This is a genomic window from Arthrobacter sp. 10T425, assembly GCF_056393985.1.
The window spans coordinates 97,271-123,381 of the sequence record NZ_JBFTGZ010000015.1; the positions used below are offsets into that span (position 1 = coordinate 97,271).

The 26,111-nt window shown below is 67.1% G+C and carries 27 protein-coding genes; 14 read left to right on the top strand and 13 right to left on the bottom strand.

What is annotated here, in order from left to right; genetic code table 11:
• Positions 1 to 15 precede the first annotated feature (15 nt).
• From AC1DDH_RS16580 to AC1DDH_RS16590, 3 genes are all read right to left on the bottom strand, one after another.
• Positions 16 to 1,746 carry a SulP family inorganic anion transporter gene (locus tag AC1DDH_RS16580; RefSeq protein ID WP_476851639.1) on the bottom strand — a complete coding sequence of 577 codons (1,731 nt, stop codon included), beginning with the start codon at positions 1,744 to 1,746 and terminating at the stop codon, positions 16 to 18.
• A 227-nt stretch (positions 1,747 to 1,973) separates the two neighbouring features.
• Complete coding sequence (locus AC1DDH_RS16585) at positions 1,974 to 2,399, bottom strand: DUF302 domain-containing protein (RefSeq protein ID WP_476948200.1); 426 nt, start codon at positions 2,397 to 2,399, stop codon at positions 1,974 to 1,976.
• Positions 2,400 to 2,427: 28 nt separating this feature from the next.
• Positions 2,428 to 2,685 carry a metal-sensitive transcriptional regulator gene (locus tag AC1DDH_RS16590; RefSeq protein ID WP_476851641.1) on the bottom strand — a complete coding sequence of 86 codons (258 nt, stop codon included), beginning with the start codon at positions 2,683 to 2,685 and terminating at the stop codon, positions 2,428 to 2,430.
• Between the two features lie 189 nt (positions 2,686 to 2,874).
• On the opposite strand from AC1DDH_RS16590, the gene AC1DDH_RS16595 reads away from it, so the two are divergent.
• Both AC1DDH_RS16595 and AC1DDH_RS16600 read left to right on the top strand, forming a co-directional pair.
• Positions 2,875 to 4,284, top strand: a complete 1,410-nt coding sequence (locus tag AC1DDH_RS16595) for an MBL fold metallo-hydrolase (protein WP_476955876.1) — start codon at positions 2,875 to 2,877, stop codon at positions 4,282 to 4,284.
• A gap of 96 nt (positions 4,285 to 4,380) precedes the next feature.
• Positions 4,381 to 5,685 carry an MFS transporter gene (locus tag AC1DDH_RS16600; protein ID WP_476955877.1) on the top strand — a complete coding sequence of 435 codons (1,305 nt, stop codon included), beginning with the start codon at positions 4,381 to 4,383 and terminating at the stop codon, positions 5,683 to 5,685.
• On the opposite strand, the gene AC1DDH_RS16605 is transcribed toward AC1DDH_RS16600, so the two are convergent.
• The 4 genes from AC1DDH_RS16605 to AC1DDH_RS16620 all read right to left on the bottom strand — a co-directional run bounded on the left by AC1DDH_RS16605 (position 5,682) and on the right by AC1DDH_RS16620 (position 8,494).
• Positions 5,682 to 6,125 (bottom strand): universal stress protein, encoded by a 444-nt coding sequence (locus AC1DDH_RS16605; RefSeq protein WP_230007318.1) that lies wholly within the window; start codon positions 6,123 to 6,125, stop codon positions 5,682 to 5,684. The genes AC1DDH_RS16600 and AC1DDH_RS16605 overlap by 4 nt on opposite strands.
• Positions 6,126 to 6,665: 540 nt before the next feature.
• Positions 6,666 to 7,430 carry a sulfite exporter TauE/SafE family protein gene (locus AC1DDH_RS16610; protein WP_476932143.1) on the bottom strand — a complete coding sequence of 255 codons (765 nt, stop codon included), beginning with the start codon at positions 7,428 to 7,430 and terminating at the stop codon, positions 6,666 to 6,668.
• A complete protein-coding gene (locus AC1DDH_RS16615) occupies positions 7,427 to 8,035 on the bottom strand; it encodes a rhodanese-like domain-containing protein (protein WP_476873556.1) in 609 nt (202 codons plus the stop codon). Before AC1DDH_RS16615 ends, AC1DDH_RS16610 begins: the two co-directional genes overlap by 4 nt.
• A gap of 156 nt (positions 8,036 to 8,191) precedes the next feature.
• Positions 8,192 to 8,494 (bottom strand): rhodanese-like domain-containing protein, encoded by a 303-nt coding sequence (locus AC1DDH_RS16620; protein ID WP_476955886.1) that lies wholly within the window; start codon positions 8,492 to 8,494, stop codon positions 8,192 to 8,194.
• A 220-nt stretch (positions 8,495 to 8,714) separates the two neighbouring features.
• Here AC1DDH_RS16620 and trxA point away from each other — a divergent pair, with 220 nt between their 5' ends.
• Both trxA and AC1DDH_RS16630 read left to right on the top strand, forming a co-directional pair.
• Positions 8,715 to 9,080 carry a thioredoxin gene (gene trxA, locus AC1DDH_RS16625; protein ID WP_230007315.1) on the top strand — a complete coding sequence of 122 codons (366 nt, stop codon included), beginning with the start codon at positions 8,715 to 8,717 and terminating at the stop codon, positions 9,078 to 9,080.
• A 303-nt stretch (positions 9,081 to 9,383) separates the two neighbouring features.
• On the top strand, positions 9,384 to 10,358 hold the full coding sequence (locus tag AC1DDH_RS16630) for an aldo/keto reductase (protein ID WP_476955878.1): 975 nt from the start codon (positions 9,384 to 9,386) through the stop codon (positions 10,356 to 10,358).
• An 89-nt stretch (positions 10,359 to 10,447) separates the two neighbouring features.
• Here AC1DDH_RS16630 and AC1DDH_RS16635 read toward each other — a convergent pair whose 3' ends face one another.
• On the bottom strand, positions 10,448 to 11,509 hold the full coding sequence (locus AC1DDH_RS16635; protein WP_476955879.1) for an adenosine deaminase: 1,062 nt from the start codon (positions 11,507 to 11,509) through the stop codon (positions 10,448 to 10,450).
• Between the two features lie 48 nt (positions 11,510 to 11,557).
• Here AC1DDH_RS16635 and uvrA point away from each other — a divergent pair, with 48 nt between their 5' ends.
• Both uvrA and AC1DDH_RS16645 read left to right on the top strand, forming a co-directional pair.
• The gene (gene uvrA / locus AC1DDH_RS16640) at positions 11,558 to 14,146 is read left to right on the top strand and encodes an excinuclease ABC subunit UvrA (RefSeq protein WP_476955880.1); all 2,589 of its coding nucleotides are present in this window, start codon (positions 11,558 to 11,560) and stop codon (positions 14,144 to 14,146) included.
• A 367-nt stretch (positions 14,147 to 14,513) separates the two neighbouring features.
• A complete protein-coding gene (locus AC1DDH_RS16645; RefSeq protein WP_476948192.1) occupies positions 14,514 to 15,164 on the top strand; it encodes a transglycosylase family protein in 651 nt (216 codons plus the stop codon).
• Positions 15,165 to 15,283: 119 nt separating this feature from the next.
• Here AC1DDH_RS16645 and AC1DDH_RS16650 read toward each other — a convergent pair whose 3' ends face one another.
• A complete protein-coding gene (locus AC1DDH_RS16650) occupies positions 15,284 to 15,811 on the bottom strand; it encodes a hypothetical protein (RefSeq protein ID WP_084476203.1) in 528 nt (175 codons plus the stop codon).
• Between the two features lie 290 nt (positions 15,812 to 16,101).
• Between AC1DDH_RS16650 and AC1DDH_RS16655 the strand changes: the two genes are divergently transcribed.
• Positions 16,102 to 16,998 (top strand): MSMEG_6728 family protein, encoded by an 897-nt coding sequence (locus AC1DDH_RS16655; protein ID WP_476857480.1) that lies wholly within the window; start codon positions 16,102 to 16,104, stop codon positions 16,996 to 16,998.
• Positions 16,999 to 17,009: 11 nt separating this feature from the next.
• On the opposite strand, the gene AC1DDH_RS16660 is transcribed toward AC1DDH_RS16655, so the two are convergent.
• Positions 17,010 to 17,462, bottom strand: a complete 453-nt coding sequence (locus tag AC1DDH_RS16660) for a hypothetical protein (protein ID WP_476955881.1) — start codon at positions 17,460 to 17,462, stop codon at positions 17,010 to 17,012.
• Positions 17,463 to 17,676: 214 nt separating this feature from the next.
• On the opposite strand from AC1DDH_RS16660, the gene AC1DDH_RS16665 reads away from it, so the two are divergent.
• Both AC1DDH_RS16665 and AC1DDH_RS16670 read left to right on the top strand, forming a co-directional pair.
• Positions 17,677 to 18,597: a response regulator transcription factor gene (locus AC1DDH_RS16665; protein WP_476871869.1), complete on the top strand. Its 921-nt coding sequence runs from the start codon at positions 17,677 to 17,679 to the stop codon at positions 18,595 to 18,597.
• A gap of 42 nt (positions 18,598 to 18,639) precedes the next feature.
• Positions 18,640 to 19,851 carry a sensor histidine kinase gene (locus AC1DDH_RS16670; RefSeq protein WP_476871868.1) on the top strand — a complete coding sequence of 404 codons (1,212 nt, stop codon included), beginning with the start codon at positions 18,640 to 18,642 and terminating at the stop codon, positions 19,849 to 19,851.
• Between the two features lie 68 nt (positions 19,852 to 19,919).
• On the opposite strand, the gene AC1DDH_RS16675 is transcribed toward AC1DDH_RS16670, so the two are convergent.
• From AC1DDH_RS16675 to AC1DDH_RS16685, 3 genes are all read right to left on the bottom strand, one after another.
• Positions 19,920 to 20,276, bottom strand: a complete 357-nt coding sequence (locus AC1DDH_RS16675; RefSeq protein ID WP_476871867.1) for a hypothetical protein — start codon at positions 20,274 to 20,276, stop codon at positions 19,920 to 19,922.
• On the bottom strand, positions 20,273 to 21,028 hold the full coding sequence (locus tag AC1DDH_RS16680) for a signal peptidase I (RefSeq protein WP_476871866.1): 756 nt from the start codon (positions 21,026 to 21,028) through the stop codon (positions 20,273 to 20,275). Before AC1DDH_RS16680 ends, AC1DDH_RS16675 begins: the two co-directional genes overlap by 4 nt.
• Positions 21,029 to 21,119: 91 nt before the next feature.
• The gene (locus tag AC1DDH_RS16685; RefSeq protein WP_476859725.1) at positions 21,120 to 21,746 is read right to left on the bottom strand and encodes a TasA family protein; all 627 of its coding nucleotides are present in this window, start codon (positions 21,744 to 21,746) and stop codon (positions 21,120 to 21,122) included.
• Between the two features lie 189 nt (positions 21,747 to 21,935).
• On the opposite strand from AC1DDH_RS16685, the gene AC1DDH_RS16690 reads away from it, so the two are divergent.
• The 5 genes from AC1DDH_RS16690 to AC1DDH_RS16710 form a co-directional block, all read left to right on the top strand.
• Positions 21,936 to 22,865 carry an SDR family oxidoreductase gene (locus AC1DDH_RS16690; protein WP_476955882.1) on the top strand — a complete coding sequence of 310 codons (930 nt, stop codon included), beginning with the start codon at positions 21,936 to 21,938 and terminating at the stop codon, positions 22,863 to 22,865.
• Between the two features lie 37 nt (positions 22,866 to 22,902).
• Positions 22,903 to 23,292, top strand: coding sequence for a DUF1622 domain-containing protein (locus AC1DDH_RS16695; protein WP_476851652.1), 390 nt, complete (start codon positions 22,903 to 22,905; stop codon positions 23,290 to 23,292).
• A 40-nt stretch (positions 23,293 to 23,332) separates the two neighbouring features.
• Positions 23,333 to 24,121 (top strand): isocitrate lyase/PEP mutase family protein, encoded by a 789-nt coding sequence (locus tag AC1DDH_RS16700; protein WP_476955883.1) that lies wholly within the window; start codon positions 23,333 to 23,335, stop codon positions 24,119 to 24,121.
• Between the two features lie 171 nt (positions 24,122 to 24,292).
• Entirely contained in the window at positions 24,293 to 24,982 is a 690-nt protein-coding gene (locus tag AC1DDH_RS16705) for a YqjF family protein (protein WP_476948269.1), read from the top strand.
• Between the two features lie 108 nt (positions 24,983 to 25,090).
• Positions 25,091 to 26,111, top strand: a 1,021-nt coding sequence (locus AC1DDH_RS16710) for a DUF222 domain-containing protein (RefSeq protein WP_476955884.1), incomplete at its 3' end; no start/stop codon positions are given.

A 26,111-nucleotide genomic window follows, 5' to 3' on the forward strand; every position in this document is an offset into this window, starting at 1 on the left:
TCTGCTCCCCTGCCGTTACTCTTCGGCGCTCCATTGGGCGCCGGTCTGGGCCATGTAGGCGGCAACCGCTGCTTCGGTGGTGGGATAGAAATGCTCCGGCTCGATTTCGCGGGTCAATCCGTACTTTTCGATCTTCTCCCGGGTCCTGTGCTTGACCTCGGCGAACACCAGGGAGATACCCTGCGCGTTCAGTTCGACATCCAGATCGAGCAAGACGTCCGCGGCGGTGGTGTCAACGTCCGTGATCGGCTCGGCCGCGATGACGATCCACCGCGGTTTGGGTTCCGTTCGTGCCAGGTGCCGGATGTTGTCGCGGAACGGCCGGACGTTGGCGAAGAACAACGGGGCGTCCCACCGGTAGATCACCAGGCCGGGCAGGTGCTTCGCATCCGGGTGGACGCGGATGTCGTGAAACCCCTCATAGCCGGGCACCCGCCCGATCACGGTCTCGTACGGCCACCACGCCCGGCGGAAGATGTTCAGGATGGACAGCCCCACCGCAATGCCGATGCCGGGCAGGACGCCCAGGAACGCGACCCCAAGGAAGGCGGCCATGCACAGGTAGAACTCGGTGCGTCTCTGGTGCCAGAGCCGAACCGTTCCGGGAATGTCGGCGAGGGAGATCGACGCCGTCATCACCACGGCCGCCAGTGCCGGCTGTGGCAGGTTCCGGAACAGCCCCGGCAAAAACACCAGCATGAGGAGAATCAGCACGGCGCCCGTCACGCCCGTGAGCTGCGACTTCGAGCCGGAACGTTCAGCGACGGCGGTCCGGGATCCGCTGGTGCTGACCGGGAAGCCCTGGAAGAGGCCCGCGGCCAGGTTCGCGGCACCGATCCCGATCATCTCCTGGTTGCCGCGGATTTCCTGCCCGGTGCGTGCGGCGAACGCCGTCGACGTCGAGATCGTGTCCGTCAAGGACACCAGCGCAATACCGAGGGCCCCGGCGAACATCAGCCCGAGGTCCGCGAAGTCCACCTGGGGAATGGTGAACGGCGGGAATCCCCGCGGGAGTTCCCCGACCAGCGAGACGCCCTTTGCGGCCAGATCGAAGACCGCCGTGGCCGCGATCGCGGCGACCACCATGACGAGTACCGCCGGGACCTTGGGCAGCCACCGCTGCAGAACCAGTATCAGCACAATCCCGCCGATGCCGACCGCCGCCGCGGCGACCACTGTCTCGCCATTGGCCACGCCCTCGACGAATCCGACCAGGTCGCCAATGAAGTTTTCGCTTTCGATCTTGAACCCGAAGAGCTTCGGGAGCTGGCCCACCAGGATGGTGATCGCGAGACCATTCATGTAGCCGATCATCGTCGGCTTGGAGATGAGGTCGGCGATGAAGCCGAGCTTGGCCACGGACGCCAAGACCATGATGGCGCCGACCATGAGGGCAAGCATCGACGCGAGCGCGATCGCCTTCTGCGGGTCGCCGTCGGACGCGACAAGGGGCAGGACCGTCGCGGCGATCATGGGCCCGAGGGCAGAGTCGGGCCCCAGGACCAGGATGCGGGACGGGCCAAAGACCGCGTAGGCGAGCAGGCAGAGGATGCTCGTGTACAGCCCGGTGATCGGCGGCAGCCCCGCCAGCTCGGCATAGGCCATGCCCTGCGGAACGAGCAACGTCGTCAGGACAACCCCGGCAACGATGTCCTTGCCGAACCAGTCCTTATGGTACGTAGCCACGGCATTGAGTCCGGGCGCCGCCTGGCGCAGCCAGCCCTTGCGCTCGCGGGTCTTCGTCATATCTGCACTCTGCCGCCCGCCCCCGCCCCGCGCATCCCCCGGCAAGGGTGAGCCGGGGCCAGCCGTGGCGGCGTCTACTGACAACGCGGGCGTGCACGCACAACTCATCTACCCTCGGATCCCCCCGGAACAACTCCTGAGGCTGACATCCAAACGGTAGTGTTGATGCCTCAGCACCGGCCGGCGGCCCGGCCGGGCATCTTGATGCCGTCGAGGTAGGGAGTGCTTCAGTTCCCCGGGATTTCTGCGCCGCTGAGTGTGCGCAGAGCTGCCCGGAGCCGTGCGTCGGCGTCGTTGGCGACGTCGCGGACGGCCGGGCTGTTGCTGAGCTTGACCATGGTTTGCGGGTCGATGGCCTGGATGGTGGTCTCGGCGGCGTCCTTGCCCCGGCGGACGACGACGTTGCAGGGCAGCAGCGCGCCCATGTCCGGTTCTGCGGAGAGTGCCCGACTGGCCAGGGCCGGGTTGCAGGCGCCCAGGATCATGTAGTCGCCGAGCTCCTCGGCGGCACCGGCGCCGAGTTTGGCCTCAAACGTGGCTCGGACGTCGATCTCCGAGAGAATGCCGAAGCCTTGTCCGGCGAGGGCCTCGCGGGTGCGCTGTACAGCCTCTTCCCAGGTCAGCGGGACCGTGACGGTATGCGTATAGCTCATGGCTGCTCCTGCGGTAATAGTGGCGGCATCAGGCAAGGGACAGGAAGAGCTTTTCCAGATCCTTGGTATCCATGCTCGTGTCCCCGCGGAGAAGGCACTGCTCGAGGCCGGTCGCGATGATGGCGAAGCCTGCCCGGTCCAAAGCCTTCGAGACAGCGGCGAGCTGGGTGACGATGTCCTTGCAGTCCTTCCCCTCCTCGAGCATGCGCGTGACGCCGGCGAGCTGTCCCTGGGCGCGCTTGAGCCGGTTGATGATCGGGGTGAGTTCGGTCGAATCAAGTTCCATGGCGGGCTCCAAAGGTGGGCGGTACTTTGCCAATTGTATACCCCGGCGGGTATATCGGCCAGCAGTGGGAAGCCGGCAGCCAGCCTGCCGCATGCCGGTTGCAAGATACCCCCAGGGGTATTATCGTTGTGGGTAGACCGACGGAGAATCCCCTCCCGGAAACTCCCCCGCCCAGCGAAAGAGAGCCCCATGCTTATCGAGCGTATTTACGACGAAGACCTCGCCCAGGCCAGCTATTTCATCGGCTGCCAGGCCAAGGGTGAGGCGGTCGTTGTTGACCCGCGCCGCGACATCGCCGTGTACCGCTCCCTGGCCGCGGCCAACGGGATGAAGATCGTGGCCGTCACCGAGACCCACATCCACGCGGACTTCCTGTCCGGCACCCGCGAACTCGCCGCCGCGACCGGCGCCACCGCCTACGTCTCCGGCGAGGGCGGGGACGACTGGCAGTACGGCTTCCAGGCCGAACGCCTCAACGACGACGACGTGATCACCTTGGGCAACATCACCGTCAAGGCCCTGCACACTCCGGGCCACACCCCGGAACACCTGTCCTTTCTGATCACCGACGGCGCGTTCGCCGACACCCCCGGCTATCTGCTCTCCGGTGACTTTGTCTTCTCCGGGGACCTGGGGCGCCCGGACCTGCTGGACGAGGCCGCGGGCGGCATCGACACCCGCTTCGCCGGCGCCAAGCAGCTGTTCGCCAGCCTGCGCGATAAGTTCCTGACCCTGCCCGACCACGTCCAGGTGCACCCCGGCCACGGGGCCGGCAGCGCCTGCGGCAAGGCCCTCGGCGCCATCCCCTCCAGCACGGTCGGCTACGAACGGCTCTACGCCTGGTGGGGCCCCTACCTGGCCGCCAACGACGAGGAGGGCTTCATCGCCGAGCTCCTCGACGGCCAGCCCGACGCGCACGCCTACTTCGGCCGGATGAAGCGCGAGAACCGGGAGGGCCCAGCAGTGATGGGCGAACGCGCCCCCCTGAGCGAACTCGCCACCGAAACTGTTGCCCAGGGCCTCGCCGCTGACGCCATCACGTTCGTGGACACCCGCTCGAACGCCGAAGTCCACGAAGGCACCGTCACCGGCTCCCTGAACATCCCCTTCGGCAAGTCCACCGCCAGTTTCGGCGCCTGGGTGGTCAACCCCGAAACCGACAAGAACCCGCTCGTACTCCTGGCCCCCAGCCAGGCCGCCGCGCAGGAAATGTGGGACCACCTGGTCCGCGTCGGCATCGACGACGTCGCCGGCTACGTCACAGGCCTCGAAGGCCTGCCCGCCAGCACCCCCAAGCTCATCCAGCCTGAAGAACTGGGTGGCTTTGAGGCCGCGATGGTCCTCGACGTCCGCAACCGCACCGAACACGCCGCAGGACACATCCCCGGCTCCCACCAGCTCAGCGGCGGCCGCGTGATGTGGAACCTGGACCAGCTCCCCTCCGAAGGCACCATCGTGTCCTACTGCCAGAGCGGGGTCCGGAACTCCGTCGCGGCCAGCGCCCTGCGCCGGGCCGGCTACGACGTCGTCGAACTCGACGGCAGCTACGCCGGATGGGCCGCCTGGCAGCAGGCTCGGGAATCTGTTTCCAGCAACTGATCGCGGCACGACCCGAAGTAATTAATTGACAGCGTTGGCGGCGGCCGGGACACCCGGCCGCCGTCGACGCATGTCCCGGACAACTGGAGTTCAGAGATGACGCCCGGCAACACCCCGTCACCTCAAGGCCGCGCAGTCCGGCGGGAACGCCCACAGCGCACCGGCATCACCCTGGGCCTGCGTCAGAACCTGGCCCAGTTCATACTCCTGGTCGCCGTCAATGCCCTAGTCGGCGGCACCCTCGGCCAGGAACGCACCGTGCTGCCGCTGCTGGCGGACCAGGTCTTCCACCTTGACCTCTACACGTCCGCCCTGACCTATATCGTGGCCTTCGGACTCGCCAAGGCCGGCACCAATTACTTCGCCGGCACGCTCTCGGACCGATACGGCCGGAAACCCGTCCTTGTGACCGGCTGGCTCATCGCCATCCCCGTGCCGCTACTGCTGATCTTGGGAACCTCCTGGGGCTGGATCGTTGCCGCCAATGTGATCCTCGGCATCAGCCAGGGCCTCACCTGGTCCACCACTGTGGTCATGAAGATGGACCTCGTCGGACCCTCCCGGCGCGGCCTGGCGATGGGCCTGAACGAGGCTGCCGGCTACCTCGGCGTCGCCGGGACCGCCCTGGCCACCGGCTACATCGCCACCAACTACGGGCTCCGCCCTGGGCCGTTCCTGCTCGGCGCCGCCTACATCGCCCTGGGACTGGGCCTGTCCGTTCTGGCCGTGAAGGAAACCCGAGGCTACGCCAGAGTGGAGGCCGCCAACCACACGGCCGCCCACGCTGCCGCCCACGGGGAACTAAGCAACCGGGAGATCTTTACCCTCACCAGTTTCCGGGACAAGTCCCTGTCCTCGGTCAGCCAGGCCGGCATGGTCAACAACCTCAACGACGGCCTCGCCTGGGGCCTGTTTCCGCTCCTTTTTGCCGCCGCCGGGCTGAGCATCGAGAAGATCGGCATCCTGGCCGCCGTCTACCCTGCCGTCTGGGGCGCCGCGCAGCTCGTCACCGGAGCCATGTCGGACAAATACGGCCGTAAAAGGCTGATCGTCGGGGGCATGCTACTCCAGGCCGTAGCGCTCGGCATCGTTGCCCTCGGCACCGGCTTCGGGGTCTGGTTCGCCGCCGCCGCTCTCCTCGGTCTCGGAACAGCCATGGTCTACCCCACCCTGCTCGCCGCCATCGGCGACGTCGCCCATCCGCAGTGGCGCGCACGCTCGGTGGGAATCTACCGGCTCTGGCGCGACGGCGGCTTCGCCGTCGGCGCCCTGCTCTCCGGCATTCTCGCGGACGCCTACGGCATCCCCGCTGCCGTCGCCGTCGTCGCGGCGCTCACCGCGTTGTCGGGAATCCTCGTGGTCGTCCGGATGCGCGGCACCGACCACAAACCTGCAATCTAAGGAACCGCCCTGGCACCGGTACGGACCACCAGCACAGGACAATGGGCATGGTGCACCGCATGGCTCGATACCGACCCCAGTCGCATTTCGGCGAAGCCGCCACGACCCCGCGATCCGACCACCAGGAGATCGGCCCCGGCCGCAGCCTTCAGGAGCACCTCCGCGGTATGCCCCTCCTTCACTTCACCGGTGACCGCAACACCGGACCCGGATGCCCGCCGCAGCGCATCAGCGTGCACATTCCGGGCGTTGTCGCCGAAGGCTTCATGGTCCTCAGCCTTGCCAGCGGCATCCCCGAGGAGGGGGTAGTGCCATGCTGTGACAACGTGAACCTGCCCGGCTCTCAGCCGGGCTTCCTGAAGGGCCCATTCCAGAGCTGCCAGTGACGAGTCCGACCCGTCGACCCCAACAACAACCCGGAAGACCGCCTCTGCCGCCATCGAGCCTCCCGCTACGCGTCTGCCTGGCACAACGTCGTGCCGCACGGCCCACGATCCTCCCGCTGCGCAGTGGAATCAAGGGGATAACTCGGCTGGAGCCGGACGCGGTGGCGATGCTGCGCCCAGACCGTTGGCGGCCTCAAAAACACTCCCTCGAAGGCTGCCTTGGCGCCGGCCCGCGGGGCTGCCGCTCTATCTCGCGGTGAAGTCGTCAGCCGCATAAATACCCTAGGGGGTATACTGATGAGACTATCCACCTATGCAAGGGAGCAACCAGATGTGCCGTGCGGTGACATGTAAGAAATGCCAGAAGACCACATGGGCAGGCTGCGGCCAGCACGTCGACCAGGTCATGCGCGGGGTTCCGAGCTCCCAGCGTTGCCGCGGGCACGAGCAGGAAAAGTCGACGGGCAAGGGCTTCTTCGCGAAGCTGTTCGGGCGGTAGGTCGACCCTGCCGGCGCCCAAGCACAGGCGTTGAGGAAGGGAAGGCGCCGGAGGACATGTCCTCCGGCGCCTTTTTTCACGTTCCCTGGCGCCCCTCAGGACAGGAGCGCCTGCACAGCGACGTAGGCGGCGATCACCAGCACCAGGATTCCAAAGCCACGCTTGAGGATCCTGTCCGGGATGCCGGTGCCGATCCGCCCTGCCGCGAGTGAGGCGGCCATCGCGGTGACGGCGAAGGCCGCCGTGACGGCCCAGTCGATCTGCAGATCACCCAGATGGGCGGCGAAGCCGGCGGCCGAGTTGATCACGATGATCACGAGGGAAGTTCCAACAGTCAGCGCCATCGGGAGTCCGAGAGCCAGGGTGAGTGCCGGGACGATCAGGAAGCCGCCCCCGACGCCGAGTAGACCGGTCAGGAACCCGACGACGGCGCCGGTGGCGATCGCCTTGGGCAGGCAGCTGCGCCAGTTGACGCCGCCGCCGGGCAGCGCGCAGGCGCCGCCGACGGATGTCGACGGCATCAGCATCCGGATGCCGGCGAAGACCATGATCGCGGCAAAAGCCAGCAGCAGGACCTTCGGGTCCAGCAACCTGTTGACCATCGCGCCGAGGTAGGCCGTCACGGTGCCTGCGGCGCCGATGATCAGCGCCAGTCTCCAGTTCACCCCATTCCGCAGCCGGGGCAGCACCGCGACGGCGGAGGATGCGCCGACGACGACCAGCGACGTCGGGATCGCCGCCGCAAGCGGCAGCCCCACGCCATAGACCAGGGCGGGCACGGCGAGGATGGATCCGCCGCCTCCGACCAGGCCCAGCAGGCCACCGACGATCAGCCCGAACGCCGCCGCGGAAATGATCATGCCTTCGCGTCCAGGCTCTTTAGGGCCTGGTGCGCGGTGGGCTCGTTCGCGGAGCGGTTCCACGGCATCTTGGAGAGCACCTGACCCATGGCACAGCTGTTAGTGGCTGCGGAGAACGTCAGGCCGGCACCGATGCCGCCGGCAATCAGGCCCAGTTTGGGCGAGATGAACTTGCTGCCGAGCATGCCGGCAAGGACAAGGGAGCCGGCGGTCATCCGGACCTGGCGTTCCATGGCCCAGGTGCCACGGCCGCGGATGACGTTCCCGCCGGCGGCCGCGTAGGCGGGGACCCCGCCAGACAGAACGCTGGCACTGGCAAGGCCTACGGCGTCCAGGTGCTTGCGGGCCTGCTCGGCCCGGTTACCGGATTGGCAGACGAGGACCACGCGGGTACCCATTTTTGCCGCGAATTCTTCCGCGTGTTCGCTGAGCATGGACAGCGGCACATGGTACGAGCCATTGATGTGCATGGCATCGAACTCTGCGCCGCTGCGCACATCAATGACCATGAGATCGTCGTGGTTATCCTCCCAGGCCTTCAGGGTCGAGGCATCGATGGACTTGGGAGCGCTGTGAACAGGAGTGGTCGTATTCAAGGAATTCATGATCTCTTTCGGTATTTCTTGGAGCATTTCTTGTGGCGGCCCGCTACTGGGCGAGGCCGCCCTCCACCGCCCGGTTCGCCACATCAGGGACACGGTCCGGGCAAATGGAAGCCCGGGCGGCGCTTGGGGGCGTGCCGCCCGGGCAGTCTGGTGGGGTCAGGCGGTCGGGAATCCCGCGGCAGTCCAATCAAGCATTCCGCCGGGCACGGTGTAAGCCGTGTAGCCTGCGGCCGCCAGCTGGTCAGCCGCTGCCGCACTGCGGCGTCCGCTGCGGCACACGGCGATGACCGGACGGGACTTGTCCAGGTAGCTGAGGCGGCCGGCCAGTTCGCCCAAGGCAATGTGCGTGGCACCGGGGATCATGCCTTCGGCGATTTCAGCCGGTTCGCGCACATCCACGATCTGGGCATCGCTGCCGGCCTTGAGCTGTTCCGCGAGCTGCTGCGGGGTGATTTCCATGTGCTGGACCTTTCGGTAGGACTGGCCTGTTGAGCGGAAAAATGTTGAGCGGCAGAATACGGGGGAAAGACCCGCGCCGGCGTAGGTCAGGCGCAGGAAAAGTGTGCGGATATCCTCCAGGGCGGGCATCTTTCCCTCTCCATCATGATACCCCCTGGGGTATAAATGCAAACCCGGCGCAACGCTCGCTGATATACCCCCGGGGGTATAATATTTTGCCATGGCAACCATCGACATTTCCGAGAAAACCTTCAACGACACCATCACCGGCAACGGCATCGTGCTGGTGGACTTTTGGGCAGCCTGGTGCGGCCCGTGCCGGATGTTCGCCCCCACGTTCAGCAAGGCGTCCGACAACCACACGGACGTCGTCTTCGCGAAGGTGGACACGGAGGCCGAGCCCGGCCTCTCCGCCGCCGCCCGCATCACCTCCATCCCCACCCTGATGGCCTTTAGGGACGGGATCCTCGTCTTCTCACAGCCCGGGGCAATGAACGCGGCCGGGCTGGAACAGCTCATCACCGCCATCAAGGACCTGGACATGGACGAGGTCCGGGCGAAAATGGCAGCCGCCCCGGCGTCGTAGGGATCAAGCGGCCCCCCAGCCATTGCCTGGGCGATCGCCCTCGCATGCTCGTACTGACGATCCGCGGGTCTGGAGGTCTGCAGCCGTTCTGGCTGGGTCCGATGGCATACGCCGTTTTCGCTCCCGGGCCGGACCGGCATTACGCGAGCCAGGGAGCACCGAGCCAAAGCAGACCTCCCGTTGTGTCCCCGGCCCGATGGGCCTAGAGTTGCGGTCTGCCCACCGCGCGCCGTCCCGCCGCTGAACATGCGCCGGATCAGGTGCCGGACAGGGCGTCCAACCGTTCCCGTTGAGGAGATATCTATGGAAACCCGCACGCTCGGTACACTCACCGTCTCGGCCCTGGGGTTGGGCTGCATGGGCATGAGCGAGTTCTACGGCCACGGCGAGGATAACGAGTCCGTCGCCACCATCCAGGCGTTTCTCGACGCCGGCGGAAGCCTGCTCGACACCGCGGACATGTACGGCCCATTCACCAATGAGGAGCTGGTGGGCCGGGCCATCGCAAGCCGGCGCGACGACGTCGTCCTGGCCACCAAATTCGGCAACGAACGGCGGCCCGACGGATCCTGGGTGGGCATCAACGGCTCCCCCGATTACGTGCGGGCCGCTTGCGATGCAAGCCTGCAGCGGCTGGGCGTGGACCACATCGACCTGTACTACCAGCACCGGGTGGACAAGACCGTCCCGATCGAGGAAACCGTCGGGGCCATGGCTGAGCTGGTCCAGGCCGGCAAAGTCCGGCACCTTGGCCTGTCCGAGGCCAGCGCCGACACCGTGCGCCGGGCCCACGCGGTGCACCCCATCACCGCCCTGCAGACCGAATACTCGCTATGGGAGCGCGAGCCGGAGACCAAGGTCTTCCCGGTCCTCGCCGAGCTCGGCATTGGCTTTGTGCCCTACAGCCCGCTGGGCCGTGGATTCCTGACCGGCCAGTTCCGCAGCCCCGAGGACTTTGCCCCGGACGATTTCCGCCGGCACTCCCCGCGCTTCCAGGGCGAGAACTTTGACCGGAACCTGCAGCTCGTGGACCGGGTCAAGGAGTTGGCGGACGCGAAGGGCTGCACCCCGGGGCAACTGGCACTGGCCTGGCTGCTGGCCCAGGGCGAGCACATCGTTCCCATCCCCGGCACCAAGAAGGTCAACCGCCTGCGGGAAAACCTGGGCGCTGCCGACGTCGAACTCTCCGCCGAGGACCTGGCCCGCCTGGACGAACTGGCTCCCGCCGGGGTGGCAGCCGGGGCGCGCTACCCGCACATGGACTCGATCGACGTCTAAACCGGCCGTTCGACAGCCAACGCGGGGTCACTTACGGCCCGTCCGGGGCCTCCGGATGGGCGCGTAGTGACCCCGCGTTGCTTTTGTGGTTAGTGTCCGGACGCGGCGAGCTCGGCCAGCAGCTCGGCCTTGCGCTCCTCGCTCGCGAAGGAGGACCGGATCGAATTCGCGGCCATCCGGACGCAGTCGAACTCGGACAGGCCGATCACCGATTTCAGCTGCGCGAAGTTGTCATCCACGTACCCGCCGAAATACGCCGGGTCGTCCGAGTTCACGCAGACGTTCAGCCCCGCCGCGAGCATCGCCGGCAGCGGGTGCCCGGTCAGGGTGTCCACCGCGCGGAGCCTGACGTTGGACAGCGGGCACACGGTCAGCGGCATGAGCTCGTCCACCAGCCGTTCCACGAGCTCCGGGTCCTCCATGCAGCGGATGCCGTGATCGATCCGCTCCACGTCGAGGAGGTCCAGCGCGTCGATGATGTACGACGGCGGGCCCTCCTCGCCGGCGTGCGCGATCCGGTGCAGCCCGGCGTCCTTGGCCCGGGCGAAGAGCCGCTCGAATTTGGCCGGCGGGTTGCCCACCTCGGCGGAATCGAGCCCGATGCCGGCGATCGGGGCGCCCATGGCGAGCAGCTGCTCCAGCACCTCGAGGGCGGAGTCCTCGGTGAGGTCGCGCAGGAAGGCCGCGATCAGGAGGGTGGAGATGCCGAACTCTTCGCGGGATCCGGCCAGCACCGAGGCCACGCCGTTGACGCACGTCGCCAGCGGTATCCCGCGGGACAGGTGGGCCTGCGGGTCCAGCATGATCTCGGCGTGCCGGACCCCGGCGAGCGCCGCCCGGGCCAGGTAGGCGCGGGTCATGTCGGCGAAGTCCTGCTCCGTCTGCAGCACGGCCATGTTGGCGTAGTACAGGTCCAAAAAGGACTGCAGGTCAGTGAATTCGTAGCGCGAACGCAACTCGTCCAGGTCCGCATAGGGCAGTGCGATCCCGTTGCGTTCCGCCAGCGCGAAGATCAGCTCCGGTTCCAGCGTTCCCTCGATATGCAGGTGCAGCTCGGCGACCGGGAGCGGGAGCGGTTCGCCCGCCTCCGGCTCTTCCGGTTCTTCCGGCTGTTCCGCTGTCAACTGGGCATCGCCGTCGTGTGTTTCCATCCGGTAAGGATATGCCCGGCGCTCCCCGGAGCGGATAGAGTCGAACCAATGCAAAGTAAACAGCATGCTTCCCATTTGCCGCGCCCGGCCGGCCGGGACCTCATTCCTGATCTCGCTCCAGGCAATCCGACGGACGGTTTTGTCCGGGTGCGCGGCGCCCGTGAGAACAACCTGCGCAACGTGGACGTGGACGTGCCCCGCGACGCAATTGTCGCCTTCACCGGCGTCTCCGGCTCGGGCAAGTCCTCCCTCGCGTTCGGCACCATCTATGCCGAGGCGCAGCGCCGCTACTTCGAATCCGTGGCCCCCTACGCCCGCCGGCTCATCCAGCAGGGCCACAACCCCAAGGTGGAAATGATCACCGGGCTGCCGCCCGCCGTCGCGCTCCAGCAGCGCCGCGGGACGCCGAGTTCGCGCTCCACGGTGGGCACCCTCACCACGCTGTCCAACTCTTTGCGCATGCTCTTCTCCCGCGCCGGCAGCTACCCCGACGGCGCCGCCCCGCTGGACTCGGACGCTTTTTCCCCGAACACGGCCGCCGGCGCGTGCCCGGAGTGCCACGGCCTGGGGATCGCGCACACCGTCACCGAGTCCTCCCTGGTCCCGGACACTTCGCTGAGCATCCGCGACGGCGCCATCGCCGCCTGGCCCAGGGCCTGGCAGGGCAAGAACCTGCGCGACATCCTCACCCACCTGGGCCACGACGTCGACACCCCCTGGCGGAAGCTGCCCAAAAAGGACCGCGACTGGATCCTGTTCACCGAGGAACAACCCGTGGTGGAGGTGACGCCCCAGCGCGACCGCGTGGCCAAGCCGTACAAGGGCCGGTTCTGGAGCGCCAGGAGCTATGTGCTGCATACGCTCGCCGATTCCAAGAGCACCACAATGCGCGAGAAGGTGCTGCGCTTCATGGAAACCGGCCCGTGCCCGGTCTGCAGCGGCAGCGGCCTGACCCCGGCCGCGCTCGCCGTCACCTTCGCCGGGCACACCATCGCCGAGCTCAACGCCGTCCCCATGACCGAACTGGCGGACATCATCCGCCCCACCACCGAACTCACTGAGGCCGGCACCGCCTCCCGGAAGCAGTCATCCGGCGAGGGCAACGAGGTGGCCGTCGCCATCACCCGCGACCTCCTGCAGCGCGTCACCGTGCTGCTGGACCTCGGCCTGGGCTACCTGGCGCTGGGCCGGTCCACGCCCACGCTCTCCCCCGGGGAAATGCAACGGCTCCGGATCGCCACCCAGCTCCGCTCGGGGCTGTTCGGCGTGATCTACGTGCTGGACGAGCCCTCCGCCGGACTGCACCCCGCCGACGCCGAGCCCCTCCTCGCAGTCCTGGACCAGCTCAAGTCCTCCGGCAACTCGGTGTTCGTGGTGGAGCACAACATGGACATCGTCCGCCGCGCCGACTGGCTGGTGGATGTCGGTCCCCGCGCCGGTGAAGGCGGCGGTGAGGTGCTCTACAGCGGCCCCGTGGCCGGCCTCGCCGAGGTGGACGCGTCCGTGACCCGGCCGTTCCTGTTCCCGGACGGTTCGGCGGGTTCGGACGACGGCGGCCGTTCCGCCGCCAGCGGTACCCGGCGGGAAGCGGCCGGCTGGCTGGAACTGCGCGACATCAGCCGCCACAACCTGCGCAAACTCGACGCCGACTTCCCGCTCGGCGTGCTGACCGCGGTCACGGGCGTCTCCGGCTCCGGCAAATCCACGCTGGTCAGCCAGGTCCTGGCCGAGGTGGTCGGCGCCAGGCTGCACCCGGAGCCAGACGCTGCCAAGGCCCCCGAGGACCTGGAGGCCGACGCCGGTGAGTCCACCGGGCCGCTCAGTGTCGGACCGGTCTCAGGCCTGGACCAGCTGGACCGGCTCGTCAAGGTGGACCAGAAACCGATCGGCCGCACTCCGCGCTCCAACCTCGCCACTTACACCGGCCTCTTCGATGCGGTCCGCAAGGAGTTCGCGGCCACGGACGAGGCCAGGGCGCGGGGCTTTGGTGCCGGCCGCTTCTCCTTCAACGTTGCCGGCGGCCGCTGCGAGACCTGCCAGGGCGAGGGCTTCGTCGCCGTCGAACTGCTGTTCCTGCCCGGCAGCTACGGCCCCTGCCCCGAGTGCCATGGCTCGCGCTATAACCCGGAAACCCTTGAAGTGACGTATAAGGGCAAAAACGTGGCGGAGGTGCTGGGCCTGACGGTCAATGCCGCCGCAGAGTTCCTCGAAGGGGTACCGGCAGCGGCGCGCAGCCTGCAAACACTGCGCGAGGTGGGCCTGGGCTATCTCCGCCTCGGCCAGCCGGCAACCGAGCTCTCCGGCGGCGAGGCCCAGCGCATCAAACTCGCCACCGAACTGCAGCGTGCCCAGCGCGGCCACTCCCTCTACCTGCTGGACGAGCCCACCACCGGCCTGCACCCGGCCGATGTCCAGCTCCTCATGGCCCAACTGCACCGGCTCGTGGACGCCGGCAACACCGTCATCGTGGTGGAACACGACATGGATGTGGTGGCCGCAGCGGACTGGGTGATCGACCTCGGCCCGGCCGGTGGCGACGCGGGCGGCGAGATCGTGGCGATCGGGACCCCGGCCGCCGTCGCGGGCTCCACGGAGAGCCGGACGGCTCCGTACCTGGCCGCAATGCTCGGAAGCTGATCCACGCGGGGCGCGGGCGTTGGCGTCGATGCGGCCAGCGGGCCCTGGGGACGCGGGGGCGGCGTCAACGCGGCCGGCGGGGCGCGGGCGGCGGAGTCAATGCGGGCAGCGGGTCACGGACGTCGGCGCCACTGCGGGCCGGATGATAACGGCAGAAGCAGGGAAAGTAACGTCTTGATAACGGCGCGGGGCTGACTTAGCCTAGTGTCCATGCCCGGCAACCGGGTATTGCATGCCCGGTGCTACCACCACCAGATACTGCCCGACCGGTAGACACCGCTATGACCTCTATTGTCAGGGGCGGGCAGTGGCGTAAAAACGTCCGGGGACGGACCGAGCGCTGGTGGGCCTCAGGAGCATCTAAACCATGAAGAAATCAACCTATGGCACTGCCGCGCGCCGCGGCGTCACTTTTGCGGCCGTCTCAATTGCAGGCGTGGCCCTGTCCGCCTCGGCCGCGAACGCGGCCGTACCGGCCACAGCCCCTGCCTCCACGTGGGACTCGCTGGCCCAATGCGAAAGTGGCGGGAACTGGGCCACCAACACAGGAAACGGATACGCGGGCGGGCTGCAATTCAGCGCCAGCACGTGGGCGGCCCATGGCGGCACGGGATCTCCGGCCAATGCCAGCCGTGCGCAACAGATCGCCGTCGCCGAGAAAGTGCAGGCCAGCCAAGGCTGGGGCGCGTGGCCAGCCTGCGCCGCCAAGCTGGGACTGCGCGGCGGCGCCGCAGCTCCGCAGAGTGCAGCCACATCACAGCGGCCCGCCGCGATTCCCGTCGCAGCCAAGGCCCCCGCCAGATACGCCCCTAAGACAGCCGTGCCGGCACCCCGCCACGTTGCACCGGTAGCCGTAAGCGGCCAGACCTACACCATCCGGAGCGGCGAAACCCTGAGCACGATCGCCGGGAAGCTCAACATCGCCGGAGGCTGGCACGCGCTGGCCGACGCCAACACGGCGACCATCAGCAACCCCCATCTGGTGTTCCCGGGCCAAGTGCTGCAGCTGCCCGCATAGGGCGGTTACAGCACTTGGCGTACAGCACGACACACAGCACGACGCCGGAGCGATCCCGCAAAGGGGACGCTCCGGCGTCGTGGTGCTTCAGTGAGCCGTGCTGGCTCAGCCGTGCGGGCTCAGGCGGCCTGTGGGATTTCGCGGATAATCCGCACTTTCCAGGCGGCGTCGTCGCTCGTGTCCAGCAGGGCCACCGTGCCCATGGCCAGATGCAGCGCTACCCGTTTCGCGGCGAGGAGCTCAAGGTAAAGGCTTTCGTTCATCCGGGCCGGGGCGTCAATAACGTACTTCACAGCGTCGCGGACTTTGCGGTAGTTGGCGCTCCGCTCCCGGTGAAGGTGCAATTCCAGCATCCGGCGCTGCTTGATCCTGGGCTCGTGGCGGTTCAGCCAGGACACCGCGGCGTGGACGGCTACCACCAGGGTCAGTGAGATGACGTAGATCTCCCAGCCGCTCGAGAGCAGGAACAGGGGCAGGTTGGCGATCGCCACCGCGGCGATGAAGAGGCGGAGGGCCACCAGGCGCCGCATGGTGAGGGCCACGCCAGCCATAGCCGCGCGGAATCCGCGCTGCTCGTCGCGGGCGGCAACCGGATCCAGCGTGAATTCCTCCAGCACCACTATCCCGTGGGCGTCGGGGCTGAGCATTTGTCCGTACCTGGGCACGAACGGCGCCGGTGCCACACTTACTGTTGGTGGCTCTGCTGTAAAGGGCAGCGCAGTAATGGGCTCCGCTGACTTAGGCTCTGCTAGAGATGGTTCTGCTGAATAAGGCTCTGCTGAATAAGGCATGGGCGTGTCTTCCGTGGCGGCGGGAGTGGTTCATGTTATTTTAGCGGCTCCCCAGCACGCCTGTCTGCCCTGTTCCGTCATGTGAGCACCCTCACCGCCGCGCGCCAGCAATTGGCGCATTTGGTCCGTGGCCTCAAACTGGAGAGATGCAGACTTTCCTCCCCTTCCCTGATTTCCAGCAGAGCGCCGCGGTTTTGGACCGTGTGCGGCTCGGCAAGCAGCGCGTCGAAGCGCTGCAGATCCTGCGTGCGCTGGTGATCCCGGAGTACGGCTGGCAGTCGCACCCGGCGATCAGGATGTGGATGGGGTACGTTCCTGCGCTGACCATGTACGGCCTGGCCATGGTGGATGAATGGACGGCGCGCGGCGGCGAGGACACCATGCGCGAGAAAATCATGGAGTTCGCCCCGCAGGCGGCCCACCCCGACTACGCCGCCAAGATCCCGATGCCGCCATGGCTTGGCAATGCGGATTTCCACCTCAGCCACCGGTCCAGGTTGATCGCCAAGGATCCGCGGTTCTACACAGAGGTATTCCCCGGCACGGACCCGGACCTGGAGTACATCTGGCCCGAACCGAAGCACGAGCTGGTGCCCGAGGATCCAGCCGGGGACCGCATGTGGGTCCTGCGCCTGCCCCTCGGCGATACCGAGCCCGCACAGCTGAAGACTGTCAGCCTGCCGCCTGTTGGCCGCAGCAAGGTCCCCGCGGACGACGACTACCAGTTCGTTTACGCCGACTCAGGCTCGCGCCGTCCCAGCAAGGTGCGCAAGCTGCCCCCGAAGCAGCTCGTCAAGAAGCCCACCCGCAAGCGCCAGCAGCAGGAGGAGGCGTTCACCACCCTGCCCGGCAACTCCGTGGTTGCCATCCCGGTCAACGACGGCGCCGCCTTCGCCGTCGGCAAGGTCCTGGGCCGCCCGATCACGGTTGATGGCCAATTCGCACGCAACTTCCAGGTCGACGAGATCGTGGACCGCTCCGCCTTCGATTACCCTGCCCTGATGCAGGATCCGCGGGCGTTCTTCCCGATCCCGGCGAGGTAGCAGCACACTGGTCAGCAGGTGATGGTTCGTTCCAGCGGTGCTCCGGTCCATGAGCCAACCTGCGCGGACAGAGTAAAGGTGTAGTTCCCTTTGCCGCCCCAGTTGGTCAGGGACTCTTCGCGACCGGCGGTAACCTGCGTCAAAGTCTGCGTTTCGCGGGGCAGCGTTAGTGTTGCCACGTAGCCCGTGGCGCGGTCCACCAGACCAAATCCCGTGAAAGTGATGGTCGCGCCCTTTCCAGCCTTCGTACACTGCAGTGTGCCGTTGACGGATGCCGGGGCCGGGATCTTGTAGGTCCCCACGTTCAAGGCTGCGGTGGCTCGGGCCGTGAAGGTCGCGTATGCCAGCCCGGGAGCGCCCAGCACCAGAGCCGCGGCTACCGGGACGGCCAGCAGTCTGCGCAGACGCACCAGCCAGGCGGCCTTGACCCGGGAGGCTTCCGGTGCGGACTGAGGGGCGTTCACAGTTGCGCTTCCTTTTAGAGCTGGCGATCCAATAGCTCCTACTCTGGCAGTGCAGCTTCAACCCAACGCCACGAAAAACTTCAACGTTTGCTCAAGAAAACCTGTTAGCCTGAATCCACTGTGACCCTTGGGGTTGGTGTCACACACTGTGACGCATGAGGTCAGTGCCGCACAGAGGTCTCATTGTCCTAGAAACTGGGGTTTGGGTGGTTCCGTGACTCAACTACGAGTTGTGGTTGTTGATGACGACGCCGACGTTCGACTGCTGCTGCGCCGAACGCTCGAGATGCAGGGGTTTGCCGTTTTTGAGGCCGCCTGCGGGTCCGACGCGCTGGTGAGCATCCAGGAAAACGGCCCGGACCTGGTGACTCTTGACCTCAATCTTCCCGATCTCGACGGCGTCGAAGTTTGCCGCCGGATGCGCAAATTCTCCGAGGCCTACGTCGTCATGATCACGGCCCGGGCGGACGAGATAGACGAATTGATGGGCCTGGAAACCGGCGCCGACGACTTTATCAGCAAGCCCTTCAGCCCCCGCACCGTCCAGGCCCGGGTGACAGCGGTATTGCGCCGGCACCGGCCAACCCCGCAACGCCCCACCCCGCAGCGTCGGGCTACAGACTTCATGCCTCGCGCAACCGACGCATCGACGGCCGGGACCCACGACGGACCCCGCCGCCGGGCGAGCGACGTTGCGCCTGTCACCGATGCCGTGTCCGCCCCGCACACCCCACCGCGCCGCCGGGCAGGCGACGCAGCGCCCGGCAGCCCTTTCGACTATCCAGCCGTGGCAGCAGGACAAGACCGTCGTTACGACGACGGCGTCGTCCGGCACGGCCCGCTGGTTGTGGAGGCCGAAAGCCGGGCGGCCTCCGTTGACGGCGTCGAACTGGAATTGACGCGCACGGAATTTGACCTGCTGGAAGCCCTGGCGGGGGCGCCGCGGCGAGTCTGGACCAGGAAGGCCCTCCTGACCAAAGTGTGGGGAACCGAATGGCCCATGGACGAGCACCTCGTGGAAGTGCATATCGGCAACCTGCGCAAGAAGCTCGGCGACAAGGGCCGCGACCCGCGGTTCATCCGCACGGTACGCGGCGTGGGCTACCGGATGGCGCCCGCAGAAGGGGTGGCGTAACTGGTCCCGTCACCGTCAGCCCGTATCGCCGCAGAGTCCGGGATGGCCCGGCAATCGGTACTCGCGGAGTATGGCCTGCCCCGCCTCGAGCCGCTCCCTGCCACAACGGGCACCCGCACTCCGGATACGCAGGGTCAACTCCAGAAACTGTTGGTCCTGGCGACCACAATTACCGGTATACCGTTCGGCGCGGTCAACATCATCACTGCAGATCAGCAGCACCACATCGCCGCGGTGGGGATTGACCCAGGCGTGTGTTCCCGCGACGATTCGATGTGCAGCCGGGTCTTCCTCAGCGGCCGGACCACCGTGGTGCCCGACGCTTCGCGGGACCCTCGCTTCCAACACCACCCCTTTGTCACGGGCCAGGCAGCCGCAGTCCGGTTTTATGCTTCAGTCCCTCTCGTCACGGCAGGGGGGGTCGTGCTGGGGTCGTTGTGCCTCTTTTCGCCGTCTCCCGCGGAGCTTACTCCCGGTCAGCAGACGGCGCTGGAAATCATCGCCTCGCAAGTGGTGGAAGTACTCGAACTGCACCACCATGCGCGGATGCTCGCCCGGAGCCTGGAGGACGCCCGCAAGAGCAACGAGCTGCTCGAATCATTTGCTGCCCGCATCAGCCACGACCTGCGCAACCCGCTGACCAGCGTCATCGGCTTCACGGAACTTGGCGAACTGCAGAGGCCTGAAGACGCAGACGAGTTCCGCATTATCGGCAGGACCTCACGCCGGATGCTGGCCATGGTGGACGATCTGCTGTCCTTCTCCAGACTCGGTGGAGCGCTCCAACGGCGCCCGGTGTCCCTCTTGGCTGTAGTCCACGACGTCGAAGAAGACCTTGCGGCCGACCTGTCGGAAGCCGGGGCGGACGTCGAGGTTTCGGACGCGGTCCTGGAAGCCGACGCCGGGCAGTTGCGAGCTCTGCTGCAAAACCTGATACACAACTCCGTGGCCTACCGCCGCCCGGGCATCCCGCCGAGAATCCTGGTCAGCGCCAAGGCTGTTGCCGACGGTGTAGCCGTGCGGGTGACAGACAACGGCAAGGGCATTCCCCCGGAAAAGCGGGGTCATGTGACAGAGCCACTGGCCCGTTTGCACCGCGACGACGACCCGCCCGGTTCCGGATTGGGGCTGGCAACCTGCGCCCGGATCGCGAAGGCCCATGGCGGACGGCTGACCATCAGTTCAGGTCCCGACGGCGGAACCACGGTGTCCGTCCTGCTCCGAGCTTCAGCCCCGGAGGACCCTGCCGGGTGACGGGGTGGGTCGCTCCGTCTGGTCACAATGCCGGGTGAGGGGCATCGAGTCCTCCCGCAACTGGGCCTTCAACAACTCAGGAGTTTGCTGGCATGCTGCGCGAAGTCCGCTGCGTTGGCGTCGAGGACCCCGGCGGCGGCCCGGGCCGCGCCCAAGTCGCCGGCCCGGATGCTCTGTTCCACAGTCCTGCTGTGTCCTTCAAGCTGAACCGCCCCGGCCATCGCCGCCGACGTCGCCACACTAAGGACCGCCGCTAAGGCACCCTCGCTCTTGCCCTCGAGAAGGCTGCGGTGGATGCATGCCAGGCTGTCTGGCAGGCGTTGGACGAAGCGGCCGACGAAGCCGACCGCGGTGGAACGTGAATTCAGTTCAAGAGCCAGCCTGTCGATCCGCCGGGTATCAAGGATGACGCCGGAGCCGGTCATCCCCTGCTCTCTTCAGTACCGGCGGCGGTGGCATCATCTGTGGCTTGGGCATCGGCGGCCAGTGTTTCGGTGGCCACTGTTTCGGTGGCCACCGCAGCGGGCTTCTTCCAGATCGCCGTCAGCACGACGACAACGAGCAGGGCAGACGCGCCGTAGAGGAGCACGGACTGGACTAGGGGCTGACGCAAGGCCCTGATGACGTCACCAAGGTAGGGCACGACGCCCGCCTCCGTGTAGACGTAGTCCTCGGACAGCACGGCAACCCACGGGTCGGCTCCGGAGTTCGCGTCTCCCTTGGTGGTCACGGACGTCGCGCCGGCGTCGCGTTTGATGCTGGCCACCCGGTGGGTCTCAATCCGGTGATCGTCAATGGGGATGCTGTAGGTGATGACGTCGCCAACCTTTAACTCGGAGACCGGCGTCTTCACGCTGACAACGACGTCCCCCGGGTTGATCCCCGGCGACATGCTCCCGGTCAGCATGGTGGACGTCTGGTAGCTCAGGAAGCGCGGCCCGACGGCGAGAAAGAGGAAAACCAATGCGGCGACGACGAGGAGGATCGTAAAGAAAGCTCGTCCGGCCACGGCACCAGCCTTGGACGCCGGCCGTCGGGTGCGGGCGGGGGCCGGTTCGGCCCGGCGTCGTCCGCGGCTCTGAGGCGCAGGGTCTTGGACGGCAGCATCCGGAACGGTGCCGTCCGCCACCAGGTGGTCGACGGAATCCCTGGAATTTGCGGTGATTGCTGTACTCACGGGACCTTTCCTCCTGCCGGTGTGGATAGTGCGGGCAAAGCCGGGTGCTCAGTCGGGCCGAGACCTGGCCGGACTGAGCACCCGAGAATCGCTACTTGCTGGCGCCGCCGGCGCGCTGTGCGGCGTCGAAGACGAAGTTGATGGTGCTGGTCAGTCCCTGGAACGTGTTATCAGCACCATTGGGAACGGAGAGCGTGACGCGGAGGTTGTCGGCCTGCTTGGCAGTCAGGGAGGCGAGGCCAAGCATCGGCATATTCGCCCCGACCACGGCCCGGGACGACATGACAACCGTGGTGTTGGCGGGGGCGCAAGTGTAGGTGAACGAGGGCGAAGTGCCGGTTTCAGCCCACGGCACTTTGCAGGCATCAACCTTGATCTGCAAGCCGTTGGTGGTGTCGGAGTCCAGCTTAGAGGACGGTGTGGCGGTGGTGGTGAGAGTAATTGCGGCCAGGTCCTGGTCACCGCTGTTGGTCAATGTCACTGCACGCTGGATGGTGTCACCCGGAATCGCACCTGAGGCCGGAATGGTGAGTCGGTTGTTGGCTGCGCCGGCGGTTCCGACCTCAAACTTTACCGTGCCTGAACTGACAGCGGCGGAGGCCGAGGTGCTGGTCGTGAAGCCACCGTAGGTGCCCATCCCGGCCACGCCGGCAGCTGCGGCGAGGAGGGCGGCGGAAGCCAGGACCTTGCTGGACGTGGAGTTGAGGTTGAGACCCATTGGAGATTCCGTTTCGTGGAGCCGGCCGTGGCGGGCCGGGCGACGTATGTAGCATCCGCCAGCCCCCTGGCTGACCTTTACAACAATGCCCGGCCCAGCTCAAGGCAAGGCTTCAGCGGGCGACAAGATCAGTTCAAGTTTTCCTCAAGCCTGTCCGCGGCGCTTCCCGAAGGCTGGCAGACTGGCTTCATGACTGTTCTGCTGGCCGGTTGCGGCGATCTTGGCACCGAGGCCGGGCTGCGTTTCGCGGCGGCTGGCCACCGCGTGGTGGGGTGGCGTCGCTCGCCGGAGAAACTCCCGGCCGCCATCGAGGGAGTCGCCGCCGACCTGGGCTCCGCTGAGCTGCCGCCCATCCCGGCGGACACCACCGCCGTCGTCGTCGCGATTGCCGCGGATTCCCCGACTGAGGAGGCGTACCGTGCCGCCTACGTGGACGGGCTGTCGAACGTCCTGGACGCGGTCCTCGCCTCCGGGGCAAACGTCCGCAGGGTCCTGTTTGTGTCCTCGACCGCCGTCTACGGAGATGCCGGCGGCGGCTGGATTGATGAAGGCACGACGCCGGAACCCGGCGGGTTCTCGGGCCGCATCATCCGCGAAGCGGAGGAACTCCTCCACAGCCGCCTGCGCGGCACCGGCATCACCCCCGTAGTGCTGCGGCTCGGCGGAATCTACGGCCCCGGCCGGACGCGATTGATCGACCAGGTGCGCGGCGGAACCGCGGTCATTCCTGCCGCGTCGCGTTTCACCAACCGGATCCACCGCGACGACGCCGCCGCCGCGATCGTCCATCTGTGCACCATGGGCACGGTTCCGGCGGCGGTCTATCTGGGCGTGGATAATCAACCGGCCGAACTCGGCGACGTGCTGGAATTCCTGGCCGCGGAACTGGGACTCCCTGCGCCGGCGGCAGAGTCCACTGGTACCGCGGGTGCGGCGGCGGGCGGCACCACCGACGCTTCGGCGTCGGGCGGCAAAGCGGCGGGCGGCGAACCCTCCCGGGGCGGAAATAAGCGGGCCAGCAACGGGCTGCTCCGCAGCACCGGTTTCGAGTTTCAATACCCCAGTTTCCGGCAAGGCTACCGAGCCGTTCTCGCCGGTATCGGCGTCCGGCACCCCTAAAGTTTGAATCTCACAGCCCACTTCTCTGAGGGGAACCATGGATTTTCAGCACATTATCGAGTCGGTCGGGGGCTTCATGGACTTCGCCGGTGTGGCCGTCATGGTGGTCGGCGCCCTCGTCTCTATCCCCTTGGCGCTGCGCGGATTCCAGCCGGAACGCCAGCCGGCGGGCTCTGCACCGCTCTCCGTGTACCGCTCCTACCGGCAACTGCTGGGCCGCTCCATCCTCCTCGGCCTCGAGCTGCTCGTCGCGGCCGACATCATCCGTTCGGTCGCCGTCGCGCCGACCTTCGAGGGCGTCGGCGTGCTGGCCATAATTGTGCTCATCCGGACCTTCCTGAGCTTCTCGCTCGAGCTGGAAATCACCGGACGCTGGCCCTGGCAGACTCAGCGCGAGGGATCACCTGACTCTTCCGCGGCAGGCTGAAACCCTTCCGGATGGCACGGTGCCCCGCTAGGCTCGCGGCATGACAGACCACGCGCGTTCCCGTGCCTCCAAAGCCACCGAGCTGCTCCGTCTCCACCACGCACCGGAAATTCTCCAACTCGTCAACGTCTGGGACGCGATCACCGCGAAGGTGGTTGCCGGCGTTCCGGGGACCAAGGCATTGGCCACGGCCAGCCACTCCATCGCTGCGTCGCTCGGGTACGAAGACGGCGAGAACATTCCGGTGGACGAAATGATCGCCGCCGTCGGGGTGATTGCCGCCGCCACGTCGCTGCCCGTCAGTGCTGATCTCGAAGCGGGCTACGGCAATCCCGGCGAAACTGTTCGCAAGGCGATTGGCGTCGGCGCTGTCGGAGCCAACATCGAGGACCAGATGCGCCCGCTCGCCGACGCCGTTGAACAGATGAGCGCTGTAATCCGCGCCGCCGAGGCCGAGGGCATCGACTTCGTCCTCAACGCCCGCACGGACGCCTTCTTGAAGGGCAAGGACCGGGACCCTTCTGCGGTGCTTGCGGACGCCATTGAGCGCGGCCGGGCCTTCCTCGACGTCGGTGCGACCGCGGTGTTCGTGCCGGGCCTGCTGGACGAGCCGACTGTCACCGCGTTGGTGGAAGGCATTGGGTGGAACAAGGTCTCGGTCATCAATGTGCCCGGATCCCTGGCACCGGCCAAATTGCAGGAACTTGGCGTGGCGCGCATTTCCTACGGCCCGTGGACCCAGCGCGTGGCGCTGACAGCGTTGGCCGATGCGACGGCGGCAGTATTGGCCGGCGGAGCCCTTCCGGAAGGCACCCGGGCATTGAACTGACCCTGCTTCCGCGGACCCTGGCCGATGCCAAGTGACCCCGGCTGCCGTCCAATTCTCATTGTGCCGACCGGCTCGTACACTGCTGACCGAAGACCCTGCCGACGAAGGGAGCTGATCAGATTGGGCGTTGATCCGTGGCCGGCTGCACCCGAGCTTCCGGCGCCAATCATCATGGACCAGCGGTGGTTGGATGCCGTCTTCCTGCACTGGCGCATTCCTGAGGCAGTGGCGGCGCGGTTCATGCCACCAGGCGTCGCGCCGGATGTGTTCGACGGATCCGCCTGGGTGGGGCTAATCGGCTTTCGTATGCAGGGTGCCGGAGTTGGTCGAGGTCCCGGCATCCCCTATTTCGGAAGCTTCAACGAGATCAACGTGCGCCTCTACTCCCGCGAGCCGGACGGCACCCGTGGTGTCGTCTTCCGGAGCCTGGATGCTTCACGCTTGGCGGTGGTGCTGGCCGCGCGGGCGGCCGGGATACCTTATGTGTGGTCGCGGGCGAGCTACGTGGGTGCCGATGGATTTACCGGATCGGCGTCGGCTGGGTATTCCGTGCGACGCTTTCGAGGCGGCACCCGGAGCGATTTCTCGGTCGTCCCTGAGCCCGACGTCGCAGCCACCGACGCGCTGTCGATCCACCTCACGGCGCGGTTCGGTCTGCATTCACAGTTCAGGGGCAGGACCATCTATGTGCCCAACACGCACAGTGCATGGCCGCTGTACCGCGCGCAGCTGTTCGGCCTTGAGGACCAACTCGTGCGCGCCGCGGGAATCGAAGTGGCCGGGCCACCCGAATCCGTACTTTTCTCGCCCGGAGTTCACACGCAGTTTGGCCGCCCACGGGTCCTGCACAGCACGACATGAAACCTGCCTGATCGCCCGTCGATCCGTGGGCAGGTGGCGCCGCGGTCTCAGAGTGATCACGCACGGTGCCCTCCTAAAATTGTCGGAGCCCTCAAATAGACTCGAGCCATGGAAGCCGTCAGGGATTTCATCAGGGATTTCACCGCCTGCGGGGACGAGGCGCAGGGCACGGACCGGGGCGCAACCCCGGTTGGGCAATCCGGTATGGACGCCGCCCTGGCCGCGCTGCGGGCGGTGGGTTCGACGGCGGTGGAGGATGCGGGGTCGTGGGGCTTCAGGGCCGCGTCGGACTTCGCCGGCAGCGTGGAGGAAGTCTCCCGCGCGGTGGAGTATCTGCAGCTCGTCGCGGCCGCCGCCGTGGACCGGACCAGGAAGCAGTCCGCAGCCGCGGCCACGGGGGCTGTAACGGGGGCGGTCACCGGGTGGACCACCGGCTGGTGTGAGAGCGGCGCCGGGTGGCAGACCGGCGCACCCGGAACCGCGGAAGCTGCCGGCGCCTCCTTGGCCTCGGCTCCCGCCGGCAGGTCTGTTGCGGCGGCGCCCGCCGGCACGTCCTTGTCCTTGGCTCCCTCCGGCACGTCCGTTGCGGCGGCGCCCGCCGGAACGGACGTGCCGGAGGGTGAGCCGGCGGTGCCGGAATCGGTGCTGGATGACGGGTACCGGAACACGGTGGAGTTCCTGCGGGCACGGCTGCGGATCAGCGCCGCGGAGGCCAGGCGCCGGCTGGCGCTGGCCGCCGAACTGCTGCCCCGGCAGGGACTCGCCGGCCGGCCCATCCCGCCCCTGCACCCGGAGCTCGGAGCCGCCGTCGCGGCCGGCGAGGTCGCCTCCCGCGCCGCGACCCTCGTCACGCTCGCCCTGGACCGGGTCCGGCACAGCTGCCTCCCGGAGGCCGCCGCCACCATGGAACATGCACTGACCCGCACCGCGGCCGAGAACGACGCCGACTTCCTGGCCCGGATCGCCCGCAGCTGGGCCGGGGCGCTGGACCAGGACGGCGCCGAGCCCTCCGAGGAACTGCTCCGCCAGCTCCAGGGCGCCTTCCTCCGCAAACCCCGGCACGGCCTGCAGCACCTGGAAATCTTCGCCACCACGGACCAGTTCGAACACCTGATCACCGTGATGAACA